This is a genomic window from Acidimicrobiia bacterium, assembly GCA_036271555.1.
Classification (GTDB): domain Bacteria; phylum Actinomycetota; class Acidimicrobiia; order IMCC26256; family PALSA-610; genus DATBAK01.
In genome coordinates this window covers 1-11,679 of sequence record DATBAK010000006.1, presented here as the reverse complement: position 1 = coordinate 11,679, position 11,679 = coordinate 1, and the positions used below count along the sequence as shown (strand labels likewise).

General features: G+C 69.9%; 11 protein-coding genes and 1 riboswitch. Of the genes, 5 read left to right on the top strand and 6 right to left on the bottom strand.

The window, feature by feature from the left end; all coding sequences use genetic code 11:
* Nucleotides 1-1,028: amidohydrolase (locus VH914_02835; GenBank protein ID HEX4490117.1), on the bottom strand; the 1,028-nt coding region annotated here is incomplete at its 3' end.
* Nucleotides 1,029-1,046: 18 nt separating this feature from the next.
* On the opposite strand from VH914_02835, the gene otsB reads away from it, so the two are divergent.
* Nucleotides 1,047-1,838 carry a trehalose-phosphatase gene (gene otsB, locus VH914_02830; protein ID HEX4490116.1) on the top strand — a complete coding sequence of 264 codons (792 nt, stop codon included), beginning with the start codon at nucleotides 1,047-1,049 and terminating at the stop codon, nucleotides 1,836-1,838.
* Here otsB and VH914_02825 read toward each other — a convergent pair.
* Complete coding sequence (locus tag VH914_02825; GenBank protein HEX4490115.1) at nucleotides 1,835-3,199, bottom strand: trehalose-6-phosphate synthase; 1,365 nt, start codon at nucleotides 3,197-3,199, stop codon at nucleotides 1,835-1,837. The two genes, otsB and VH914_02825, sit on opposite strands and share 4 nt — an antisense overlap.
* A gap of 4 nt (nucleotides 3,200-3,203) precedes the next feature.
* Nucleotides 3,204-4,454, bottom strand: coding sequence for a glycosyltransferase (locus tag VH914_02820; GenBank protein ID HEX4490114.1), 1,251 nt, complete (start codon nucleotides 4,452-4,454; stop codon nucleotides 3,204-3,206).
* A 49-nt stretch (nucleotides 4,455-4,503) separates the two neighbouring features.
* Here VH914_02820 and VH914_02815 point away from each other — a divergent pair, with 49 nt between their 5' ends.
* Complete coding sequence (locus VH914_02815; protein HEX4490113.1) at nucleotides 4,504-5,529, top strand: glycerate kinase; 1,026 nt, start codon at nucleotides 4,504-4,506, stop codon at nucleotides 5,527-5,529.
* A 178-nt stretch (nucleotides 5,530-5,707) separates the two neighbouring features.
* On the opposite strand, the gene VH914_02810 is transcribed toward VH914_02815, so the two are convergent.
* Nucleotides 5,708-6,601 (bottom strand): glucosyl-3-phosphoglycerate synthase, encoded by an 894-nt coding sequence (locus VH914_02810; protein ID HEX4490112.1) that lies wholly within the window; start codon nucleotides 6,599-6,601, stop codon nucleotides 5,708-5,710.
* A 126-nt stretch (nucleotides 6,602-6,727) separates the two neighbouring features.
* A riboswitch (SAM riboswitch) is annotated at nucleotides 6,728-6,835 on the top strand.
* Nucleotides 6,836-6,900: 65 nt separating this feature from the next.
* Between VH914_02810 and VH914_02805 the strand changes: the two genes are divergently transcribed.
* The gene (locus VH914_02805; GenBank protein ID HEX4490111.1) at nucleotides 6,901-8,136 is read left to right on the top strand and encodes a threonine synthase; all 1,236 of its coding nucleotides are present in this window, start codon (nucleotides 6,901-6,903) and stop codon (nucleotides 8,134-8,136) included.
* Nucleotides 8,136-8,411 carry a MoaD/ThiS family protein gene (locus VH914_02800; GenBank protein ID HEX4490110.1) on the top strand — a complete coding sequence of 92 codons (276 nt, stop codon included), beginning with the start codon at nucleotides 8,136-8,138 and terminating at the stop codon, nucleotides 8,409-8,411. The genes VH914_02805 and VH914_02800 overlap by 1 nt, the downstream gene beginning before the upstream one ends.
* Before the next feature lie 13 nt (nucleotides 8,412-8,424).
* Here VH914_02800 and VH914_02795 read toward each other — a convergent pair whose 3' ends face one another.
* Together VH914_02795 and VH914_02790 are read right to left on the bottom strand one after the other, a co-directional pair.
* Entirely contained in the window at nucleotides 8,425-9,162 is a 738-nt protein-coding gene (locus tag VH914_02795) for a DUF6299 family protein (protein HEX4490109.1), read from the bottom strand.
* Nucleotides 9,163-9,176: 14 nt separating this feature from the next.
* On the bottom strand, nucleotides 9,177-9,938 hold the full coding sequence (locus tag VH914_02790; protein HEX4490108.1) for a neocarzinostatin apoprotein domain-containing protein: 762 nt from the start codon (nucleotides 9,936-9,938) through the stop codon (nucleotides 9,177-9,179).
* Nucleotides 9,939-10,273: 335 nt separating this feature from the next.
* Here VH914_02790 and groL point away from each other — a divergent pair.
* The coding region (gene groL, locus VH914_02785; GenBank protein ID HEX4490107.1) for a chaperonin GroEL at nucleotides 10,274-11,679 on the top strand (1,406 nt) is incomplete at its 3' end.

Genomic DNA, 11,679 nt, shown 5'->3' with positions numbered 1-11,679 from the left:
CACGCGGCGGCGAACTCGGGCTGGTGGTTCACCGCGCCCGCCGTCTCGATGCCGATGCACGGATGGATCGACGGCATCGCGAGCGAGACGTTCCCCATGTCGGTCGAGAACGTGATGTCGCCGTCGCCGTAGCGCCGTCCGATCGACTCCGCGCTCTGCTCGTATGCCGCGACGAGCTCGGCGTCGTGGTCCATGTGCGCGTAGTCGGGACACACCTCGCGCAGCTCGAGCGTGCAACCGGTCGCGAGCGCACCGGCTTCGAAGCAATGATCGACGCGCGGCTTCACCTTCGCGAGCTCGTCGATCGTGGTCGCGCGCACCATCCAGTCGCCGCTGGTGTGCGCGGGGATGATGTTCGCGGCGTCGCCGCCATGGTCGATGAAGCCGTGCACCTGCTCGGTCGGGCGCAGGTGCTGGCGCAGCAAGCCGATGGCCGTCTGCGCGACGACGAACGCGTCGGCCGCGTTCACTCCGAGGTGCGGCGCCGCGGCCGCGTGTGACTCGCGGCCCGTGTAACGCACGGCGAAGTGCGACACCGCGCTCACGCGCGGACGGAGGACGTCGAGCGGCGCGGGGTGCACCATCATCGCCGCGTGCATGCCCGCGAACACGCCGCGTTCGAGGAGATAGACCTTGCCTCCACCGCCCTCTTCGGCGGGCGTGCCGACGACCGACACCGTGATGCCGAGGTCGTCGGCGATCGGCGCGAGCGCGAGCCCGGCGCCGACCGCGGCCGCCGCGATGATGTTGTGACCGCACGCGTGACCGATGCCCGGCAGCGCGTCGTACTCCGCGCAGATCGCGAGGTGGAGCGGTCCCGAGCCCGCACGCGCGACGAACGCGGTGTCGAGCTCACCGACGCCGGTGTCGACTGCGAGGCCGCCGTCGGCGAGCAGCGACGCGGTCCACGCGCTCGACTGCGTCTCCTCGTAGCAGAGCTCGGGATGCGCGTGGATGCGATGGCTCAGGTCGACGAGCGCGGTCTCGTGCTGCGCGACCGTCGCTCGGGCGGCATCTCCGGTATCCACGCGGGGTAGCGTCGCACCGTGGTCGCGCCCGGCGCAATGGTCGAGCTCCTCGCGGCACGACCCGAGGTCGCGGCGGTGCTCCTCGACTTCGACGGGTCGCTGTCGGCGATCGAGATCGACCCGGAGAAGGTGACGGCACCGGCTGCGACGCTCGCGCTGCTGTCACGGCTCGCGGAACGGCTCGCGCTGGTCGCGATCGTGAGCGGCCGGCCCCTCGACTTCCTCGATCGCGTCGTGCCGATCCCGTCGATCGAGCTCTTCGGTCAGTACGGGCTCGAACGGCGGGTCGACGGTCGCACCGTCGTCGAGCCCGCGGCGCTGCCGTACCGCGAGGCGGTTGCGGCCGCTGCCGACGAGGCCGCGCGCCGCTGGCCCGAGCTCCTGATCGAGCGCAAGGGCGAGATCGCGGTGACCGTGCACTGGCGCGCGATGGGCGAAATCTCCGACGCACGGGTCGCCGAGATCGACGCGCTCGGCACCCGGCTCGGCCTCGCGGTCTACCCGACCCGCATGGCGCGCGAGCTGCGCCCACCGCTCACCCTCGACAAGGGCACTGCCGTGTGCGCGCTGCTCGCGGACACGCCGGGCGTCACGCGGGCGGCCTATGCCGGCGACGACCGCGGTGACCTGCCCGCGTTCGACGCGCTGGCCGCGCTCGCCGAGCGCGGTGACCTCGACGGCATCGTGCGCGTCGCGGTCGACTCCGAAGAGGCTCCCGGCGAGCTCGTCGAGCGTGCCGACCTCGTCGTCGCGGGCCCGGCCGGCTTGTTCGACTGGCTCACCGCGCTCGCGGACGCGTTGACGGCTTAACCCGCGGCCGCGACGAGGTCGTCGAGCCAGACGCGCGGGTTGCGCGTGGTGACGAGCGCGCGCAAACGCTTCGCTCGTTCTGCGCGGGCCGCGGGTTCGAGGTCGATCGCGGTGGCGAGCGCGGCCGCGGTCTGGTCGAGGTCGTACGGGTGCACCATCTCGACCGCGGGTGCGAGCTCGTCGAACGCGCCCGCCTCGCGTGACAGGCAGACCACGCCGTCGCGCCGGTTGAGCACCGGACCTTCCTTCGCCACGAGGTTGAGCCCGTCGCGCACCGGGTTGACGAGCAGCACGTCGGAGCGTTCGAGCGCGGCGATCGTGCGTGGGTAGTCGTCGCGCGCGTCGAGGACGATGGGCTGCCATGCCGCAGTCGCCCAGCGTTCGTTGACCCGATCGACGACCTGCTCGACCTCGTTCGTGTACGCGAGGTACTCGGCGAGGCCCTGCCGCGACGGGTAGACGCGCGCGACGAACACGACGCGGCCGCGCAGGTCCGGACGCGCGTCGAGCAGCGCGTCGAACGCGAGGAAGCCGCGCACGATGTTCTTCGACGGCTCGATGCGATCGACGCGCACGATCGCGACGCGGTCGTCGAGGAGACCGTCGAGCGCGTCACGCGCATTCGCGACACCCGGCTCCGAGCGCGCGGACTCGAGCGCGTCGACGTCGGGTCCGAGCGACGCCGCGAACGGCGGATGGTGCGGTGGTGCGCCGAGCACCGTGCGGACCGACGCGGAGAAGGCGTCGGCCCATCGTTGCGTGTGGAAACCGGCTGCCGACGCGCCGAGCGATCGGCAGATCGATTCCGCGACCGTGTCCGGCAGGACCCGAATCGTGTTCGGACCGCAGAACGGCGTATGGCTGAAGTGCACGACGCGCAGGTCGGGGCGTCGGGACCGCAGCATCTCGGGTACGAGCGAGAGGTGGTAGTCGTTGACGATCACCACGTCGCCGTCGGTCGCGGCATTCGCGATCGCGTCGGCAAAGTCGGTGTTCACGAGCCCGTACGCGTCCCAAGCCTCGCGGAACCGCGCGTCGAAGCGCGGCCTACGGACGTGGTCGAAGAGGCCGTGGTAGAGGAACCAGAGCGTCGAGTTGCAGACGATGTCGACCTGCATCCGGCGCGCATCCTCGTCGACGGCGAGGAGCCGGCAGTCGAGCCCGTCGACGCGCGCCGCCCCCGCGCGCACCGCGGCCCGATCGTCGGCGCTTCCCGCGGCGGCGAACCAGCACGCGTCCGGTGTCGCAGCGACCAACGGCGCGAGTGCGCTCACGACACCGCCCGCGCCGCGGCGCGCGACGAATCCACCGTCCGGCGCGGCCGAGAAGGACACCGGACCTCGTTGCGACGCGATGATCACGCGATCAGTTGCCCACGTCCGTGAAGAGGCGCAACCAGTCCTCGAGCTCGCGCGTCGAGAGGAAGTTGCGGCGGACGTGCTCCCGGCCTTTGGTGCCCAACTCGTCGGCGTGCGCCGGGCTTTCGAGCAGCTCGATGCAACGCTGCGCGCAGTCTTCGATGGAGTCGACGAGGTAGCCGGTCTCGCCGTCGGCGATCTGCAACGTGATCCCACCCGCGCGGCCGCCGATCACGGGGCGGCCCTTCCAGAGGCCTTCGCTCACCGTCAAGCCGAATCCTTCGCGCAGCGACTTCTGCACGACGACGTCGGCCGCGCGCTGGAACGCGTTGATCTGTACCGCGCCGACCTGCTGGATGTTCGACAGCAAGTGGATGCTCGCGTCGCCGTCACGCGCGTTCTCGGTGAGCTCCCACATGTGGAAGCCCTCGGGGTCGTCGGTCGCCATCGAGCCCGCGAGCACGAGCTGCGCGTCGGGCACCGTCTTCTTGACCATGCGGAACGCCTCGATCACCCCGACCGGGTCCTTCCACGGGTCGAAGCGGCTCACCTGGCACACGATCGGACGTTCGACGTCGACGCCGTACTGCCGGCAGATCTCACGCACGAACGGGTCGGGGAGTTCGAGGTTCTTCACCGCGAGCGGGTCGATGCACGGGGGGAGCAGCGCGACGTCGTCCATGTCGAGCGCGTCGGGCACGAACTCCGGCATCGTGAACACGGCCGCGTCGTGGCACTCGACGAACGGCCGGAAGAAGTTCCAGATGTCGGCGTTCGCGTCGGTGAGGTCGATGTGGCAACGCCAGATCCACTGGGTGTCGGACGCGTCGATCGCGCGGCCACGCGAGTACTCACGCAGGGCCGCGGGCTGCGGGTCGTGCACGACGATGTAGTCCCACTCGCCCTCGAGCTCGATCGCGTTCGACAGCACCCGCTCGAGGTAGACGTGCTCCATCGCCGAGGTCCACTCGATCGGCGCGCCCTGGAACCCGTTGTGCACGGCCTTCGTGACCTGGAAGAACTCGTCGCTCCCGCGCATCACGTGCCACTCGGCTTCGAGGCCGAGGTCGCGCAGCAGGGGCACGTGGGTGGCGAGCAGCTCGGCGACGCCACCGCCGTACGCCGTCGCGTTGATGTGCAGCACGCGCGCGCCCTGCAGGGGCTTGGCGAGCGCCTGGATACGTTCGATGGTGCCGGGCTCGACGACCTCGGCGTAATCGTTCAGGCTCTTCTCGAGGAGGGGGACCCGTTCGAGCACGCGACCTCGGCTTTCCCGCTCGGTGGATTGCTGGAGCAATCTATGCGCCGTGACGACCGCGGTTGTGTGTCCTGACAAGTTCCGCGGGAGCCTCTCGGCGAGCGAGGCCGCGGCCGCGATCGTCGAGGGTCTGCGGCGCGGCGGGATCGAGGATGCGGTCGCGTTGCCCTTGGCCGACGGCGGTGAGGGCACGCTCGACGCGCTGATCGCGGCCGTCGGCGGGTCTCGTCGGACGGCGGAGGTGACCGGACCGCTCGGTGAGCCGGTCGTCGCGGAGTGGGGGATGCTGCGGGGTGGTACCGCGGTCGTCGAGATGGCGCGCGCGAGCGGACTCGCGCTCGTCGCGGGGCGCAACGATCCGTTGCGCGCGTCGAGCCGCGGTACCGGCGAGCTCATCGGCGTCGCGGCGCGCGAGGGTGCGCGGCGCATCATCGTCGGCGTCGGTGGGAGCGCGTCGACCGACGGTGGTCTCGGCGCGATCGACGCGCTCGGCTGGAAGCTGCCGACGATCGAGGTGACGGTCGCGTGCGACGTGACGACGCCGTTCCTCGACGCGGCGCGCGTCTACGGGCCGCAGAAGGGCGCGACGCCCGCGCAGATCGAGCTGCTCACGCGCCGGCTCGGCAAGCTCGCCGACACCTACGAGTCCCGCAAAGGAGTCGACGTGCGCGCGCTCGAGTCGGGAGGCGCGGCCGGCGGACTCGCCGGCGGGCTCGCGGCGCTCGGCGCGAACCTCGAACCGGGCTTCGACGTGGTCGCGACCGCGGCGGGGTTCGGCGACGCGCTCGAGCACGCGGCGATCGTCGTGACCGGCGAAGGCAAGCTCGACGTCACGAGCCTCGTCGGCAAGGTCGTCGGCGGCGCGCTCGAATGGGCGGCCGAGCAGCAGATCGCGCAACGAGCGGTGATCGCGGGTCACGTGGACGACGACGCGCGTTCCGCGCTCGAGGCGCAGGGCGTCGTCGTGCTCGCGCTCGACGAGCGTGCGTGGGAACCGGAGGAGTCGTTCACGCGCGCCGCGCTCCTCGCCGAAGAAGCCGCGCTCGATCTCGCCCGCACCTTTCTCGCGCGGTAGCGCCCGATCGCTACGGCCGGTAACCCTTGGTGCGACGTTCGTCATGCATCCGAAGCGCGTCGTACCAGGCGCGTTCCAGCGGTAGTTCCCGCCCGATCGGCCGGGTCGCTTTGCGGTCCGGCCGTGCCGGCGGCTGAGGCGTCGGAGAGGGCGAAGCTTGCGAGCCCGACCAGAAAGGTCAGACCGCCAGCTCGCGGCGGAAACGCGCGCGGTACGCGGGAACCGTGCGCATCGGCGGGCGCTCGCGCACCTCGACGGGCACGCGCACCGGACGGTGATCGTCGTCGAAGCGCACGAGCTCGGTCGCGACCGGCGCGACATCACCGACGCCGACGCGCTGCAGCGCGGCGACGAGGATCGCGAGCGCCTGCGGCCCGAGCTCGTCGACCGGACGGTTGCGGTGCTCTCGCACGCCCAGATCGACCTGCGTGATCACGCCCGCGCCGTAGCGCTGCGCGAGGTCGGCGAGCAGGCCGAGCTCGACGCCCCAGCCCTCGACGAACGGAAGCAACTCGAGTACCTCGCGCCGCCCCGCGTACTCGCCCGAGAGCGGCTGCACGATGTCGCGCAGCGCGGGGAAGCACTGGCTGATGATCGGGCGCGCGACGAGCTCGGTGACGCGCCCGCCGCCGTTCGGCTCACCGTTCAGGGGCCGTCGGTAATACGCCTTCGTGAAGAGCACGTTCGCATCGTCGAGCAACGGACGCACGAGCTTCGACACGAACGCGGAGTCGAAGTTGCGGATGTCGGCGTCGAGCCAGCAGACGATGTCGCCCTCGCAGACGTACAGCGACTTCCACAACGCGTTGCCCTTGCCGCTGCCCTCGCCGAGCTCCGGCAGGATCGTCGCTTCCGCGACCACGCGCGCGCCCTCGCCCTCGGCGATGCGCGCGGTCTCGTCGGTCGAGCCGTCGTCGACGACCACGATCTCGTCGACGAGCCCGTCGCGCTCGACGAGATCGCGCCGGATCGCGGCGACGATCGGACCGATGGTCGCGGCCTCGTCGCGCGCGGGCAGACAGACCGATACGGAACCGGCCGCGCGCTCACGATCGAGGGGTCGCACCGCCATCGGGTTCCAGGCTAGAGCAGCAATTCCCGACGGTCGGCCTCGCACGCTTCGCCGACGCGCGCGGGCGCGACCCATATGGCTCGACTGCCTCGCCGGGCCCTTGGTACCCTTTCTGGCGAACACACGCGCTCATCCAGAGCGGCCGAGGGACAGGCCCTACGACGCCGCGGCAACCAACCTCCCGAACCGGGCGACCGGGGAGAGCGGTAGGTGCCAATGCCTGACCGATGAGTTAGCCGAAGAGCGGTCCCCCGCTTCGAGGCGCTCGAGAGCGCATCGAGATGAGGAGGATCACGAACATGCCCTACGTACAAGGCCTGAGGTGTCGCGAGTGCGGCAAGGAGTTCGCCGTCGCGCCCATCTTCACGTGCGAGTGGTGCTTCGGCCCGCTCGAAGTCGTCTACGACTACGACGAGATCGCGAAGCAGACGAGCCGCGAGGCGATCGCCAAGGGTCCGCTGTCGATCTGGCGCTACGCAGATCTCCTGCCCGTCGCGCGTGATGCCGCGATCGACCTCGGCGCCGGCTTCACGCCGCTCGTGCGCGCCGATCGCCTCGCCGAAGAGCTCGGGCTCGGCGAGGTGTGGTTGAAGAACGACACGCGCAACCCGACGAACTCGTTCAAGGACCGCGTGACGTCGGTCGCGTTGTCGAAGGCGCTCGAGTTCGGCTTCAAGACCGCGGCGTGCGCATCGACCGGCAACCTCGCGAACGCGGTCGCGGCGCACGCGGCGCACGCGGGACTGCGCAGCTACGTGTTCATCCCGAGCGATCTCGAGGCGGGCAAGGTCGTCACGACGTCGGTGTACGGCGGGAACGTCGTCGCCGTGCGCGGCAACTACGACGACGTGAACCGTCTCTGCGCGGAGCTCGCGAGCACGTACGAGTGGGCGTTCGTGAACGTGAACATGCGGCCGTTCTACGCCGAGGGCAGCAAGACGCTCGCGTTCGAGACGGCGGAGCAGCTCGGTTGGCAGGCGCCCGACCACATCGTCGTGCCGGTCGCGAGCGGCTCGTTGCTGACGAAGATCCACAAGGGTTTCCACGAGCTGTACCGCGTCGGGCTGCTCGACGAGGAGCCGCACCTGCGGGTCTCGGGCGCGCAGGCCGAGGGTTGCTCGCCGGTCGCGCGCGCGTTCCTCGACGGCAACGACACGATCAAGCCGGTGAAGCCGGACACGATCGCGAAGTCGCTCGCGATCGGGAATCCCGCCGACGGCTACTTCGCGCTCGACACCGTGCGCGACACCGGCGGCGCGCTCGCGGCGGTCACCGACGACGAGATCGTCGAGGGGATGCGCCTGCTCGCGCGCACCGAGGGTGTGTTCGGTGAGACCGCGGCGGGCGTGACGATCGCGACGCTCGTGCGCCTCGCACGCGAAGGCGTCGTACGCGCCGACGAGCGGGTCGTCGTCTACATCACCGGGCACGGCCTCAAGACGCTCGACGCGGTGTCCGGTGTCGTCGGTCCGACGGCCACGATCGCGCCGACGCTCGATGCCTTCCACGAGTCCTTCACGGTCGAGGAGCAGTGATGCCGGTCACGGTTCGGATCCCCACGCAGCTGCGTTCGCTCACGGGCGGCGCGTCCGAGGCGAGTGTCGACGGCTCGACCGTCGCCGAGGTGCTGAAGGCGCTCGACGCCGCGCACCCCGGCTTCGGCGAGCGCGTCTTCGACGATTCCGGTGCGCTGCGTCGTTTCGTGAACGTGTTCGTTGCCGACGAGGACATCCGCTTCCTGCAGAACCTCGACACGCCGATCGCGGCGGGTCAGGTCGTCAGCATCGTCCCCGCGGTCGCGGGAGGGTAGGAAGCCGGGCGCGCTAGCTTGCCGTCAAGGTCACGCCGACCTTGTGGTACAGCGAGTGACTGCCCGCGAAGGCGTTCACGAACACCGACGCGGCGCCGGGTCCGAAGAAGCCGTTCTGCGGTCGGACGGTCGCGCGGAACGGCGTGGTCGAGCCGTCGGTGCACTGCACCTCGGCGAAGCCGCTCGAGGTGAAGATCGACCGGTCGACGACCTGTCGCAGGTCGAGCTCGACGCCGACGTCGGCGCTGCCGTTCTCGCAGTGCACGGTGCCCTTGAGCGTCACGACGCCCTTCGCGTTCACCTTGTCGGTGTGGTCGACGCGCACGTTCAGCACGAACGGCGGGACGCTCGGGTCGAACTTCACGAGCGTGCTCGCGGTCTTGCCGGTCGCGTCGAGTGCCTGGGTCCCGATGTAGCAACCGTTGTTCGTGACGCAGTCGGTGCCGTCGCTCAACGTGCGCGCGACGTTGTACGGGACGTCGCTGTACGCGCCGTTCCCGTCGGTCGACGCGATCACGACCGTGTTGAGATCGCAGTCCGACGGGCTGATCGTCGACGTCGGACACATGACGATCGCCATGTCGGTGTTCGGCAGGAACCCGGTGGCCGACACCGAAACCGTCTGCCCGTCGACGAGCTTGTGGTTCGGTTTCACGGTGATCGTCGGCGCCGCGGCCGCGGCGGGACTCGCGAAACCCGCCACGAGCAGGCCGACGGTCACGAGTGCGGGTACGAATCGAGTCGTTCGCATGGCGAGAGGTCCCTTCACGAGGCGCGGGGCACGAGGGTGAGGGGGGTGGTCTTGAACTGTTCGTACTCGGTCGTTCCGCTGAAGCCGAACGCGGAGATGCGCACCTTCGCCGATCCCGCGTCGAACAGACCGTTCTGCGGACGGAACACCACCGCCCAGTGGCCGCCGTGGTCGCATTGGATCTCGGGGAACACCTCCGACTGGAAGATGCTGCGGCCGTAGACCTGCGTCAGCGCCATGTCGGCGTCGATGGTGACCGCCCGGTTGCACTCGACGGTTCCGGTCAGGCGCACCACGCCCTTGTCGACGACCACGTGCCCGGTGTGGTCGGGCGTCACGCGGAAGCGGAGCGGCTTCTGGAAGGGCGCGTTCGGATCGAACGTGATCGCCGTCTGCGCGCCGGTGCTGAGGTCACTGATGTCGAGCGAGACGAGGACGCAGTCCTGCTTCGCGACGCAGTCGACGGTCTCCGAGCCGAGCGTGATGATCCGGCGGACGGTGAACGTCGTCGTGTAGTTGCCGTCGGTGTCGGTGTCCTGCAACTGCAGGTTCGAGAAGTCGCAGCCCTGGTCCTGCTCGCACTGGACCAGGTCGGTCTCCGCGTTCGCCGGATAGCCGGCACCGGTCACGGTGACCGACTGGCCGTCGCGAAGGTTCGAGTCCGGCGTGGCCGTCAACGTCGTCTTGGCGGCCGCGCGAGTGGCGGCCCCGACGGCGGCGGCCGGCGCGGCCCCCATCACGCATCCGGCCAGGATCGCGACGGCCAGGCCCCTCACCCTGCGGATCCTCATGTGTCCCCCCATCAGACAGCGGCGCAACGCTAGGTGCAGGCGGCGCACACCGCAACGGATCGGTCCGGGGATCTCGCCCCCACCCGTATCGACGCTCGAGCGGCCCGTTTGGTTGCCGCAACGTCGCCGGCAACCGGGCCGGCGAGGTCCCGGGAGGGTCGGCGGACCCGGCCCCTCGGCTTGCACTCGCGGACCGAGAGTGCCAACATGACTTAGCACTCCCAGCCGTTGAGTGCTAACGGTCGAGTGCGACCGATCCGGAAATACCGTCACCCACCCGTCGATTCGCAGCGCCGCCGCTGCCAGGGGGTTGTCCCAAGATGCCCAAGCAGATCGCCTACAGCGAGAACGCCCGCCGGTCGCTCGAAGCGGGCATGAACAAGCTCGCCGACGCCGTGCGCGTCACGCTCGGCCCGAAGGGTCGGAACGTCGTCCTCGAGAAGAAGTGGGGCGCCCCGACCATCACGAACGACGGTGTGTCGATCGCCAAGGAAGTCGACCTCGAGGACCCGTACGAGAAGATCGGTGCGGAGCTCGTCAAGGAAGTCGCCAAGAAGACCGACGACGTCGCCGGCGACGGCACGACCACCGCGACCGTGCTCGCCTGGGCGATGGTGCGTGAGGGCCTGCGCAACGTCGCGGCCGGCGCCAACCCGATGACGCTGAAGAAGGGCATCGAGACCGCGGTCTCCACGGCCGTCGACTCGATCAAGAGCGCGTCGAAGAAGGTCGAGACCGACCCCTCCGCGATCGCCAACGTCGCCGCCATCTCGGCGGCCGACAAGGAGATCGGCGCGATGATCGCCGAGTCGCTCGAGAAGGTCGGCAAGGACGGCGTCATCACGGTCGAGGAGAGCCAGACCTTCGGCATGGAGCTCGACCTCGTCGAGGGCATGCGCTTCGACAAGGGCTACATCTCCCCGTACTTCGTCACCGACCCCGAGCGCATGGAAGCCGTCCTCGACGACGCCTACCTGCTCTACGTGAGCAGCAAGATCTCGGCGGTCAAGGACATCCTTCCGGTGCTCGAGAAGGTCATGCAGTCGGGTCGCCCGCTGGTGATCATCTCCGAGGACGTCGAGGGCGAGGCGCTCGCCACGCTCGTCGTGAACAAGATCCGCGGCACGTTCAAGTCGGTCGCCATCAAGGCGCCGGGCTTCGGTGAGCGCCGCAAGGCGATGCTCCAGGACATGGCGATCCTCACCGGCGGTCAGGTCATCTCCGAGGAAGTCGGCCTGAAGCTCGAGACCGTCGGCGTCGAGCTGCTCGGCAAGGCCCGCAAGGTCGTCGTCACGAAGGACGAGACGACGATCGTCGAGGGCGGCGGTTCGAAGAGCGACGTCTCGGGTCGCATCAACCAGATCCGCGCCGAGATCGACAACACCGACTCCGACTACGACCGCGAGAAGCTCCAGGAGCGGCTGGCGAAGCTCGCCGGCGGCGTCGCGGTCATCAAGGTCGGGGCGGCCACCGAGGTCGAGCTCAAGGAGCGCAAGCACCGCATCGAGGATGCCGTTCGCGCGGCCAAGGCCTCGGTGGAGGAGGGCATCGTCGCCGGTGGCGGTGTGGCCCTGCTCCAGGCCGGTGCCAAGGCGTTCGACAAGCTCGACCTGCCTCAGGACGAGGCCACGGGCGCCAACATCGTCAAGGTCGCCCTGAGCGCCCCGGTCCGCCAGATCGCTCTCAATGCCGGCCTCGAGGGCGATCTCGACGATGCGAGCGCCGG

Coding starts and splice junctions, on each gene's coding strand:
- VH914_02810 (HEX4490112.1), bottom strand. CDS start 6,601: ATGGCGGTGCGACCCCTCGATCGTGAGCGCGCGGCCGGTTCCGTATCG.
- VH914_02805 (HEX4490111.1), top strand. CDS start 6,901: ATGCCCTACGTACAAGGCCTGAGGTGTCGCGAGTGCGGCAAGGAGTTC.
- VH914_02800 (HEX4490110.1), top strand. CDS start 8,136: ATGCCGGTCACGGTTCGGATCCCCACGCAGCTGCGTTCGCTCACGGGC.
- VH914_02795 (HEX4490109.1), bottom strand. CDS start 9,162: ATGCGAACGACTCGATTCGTACCCGCACTCGTGACCGTCGGCCTGCTC.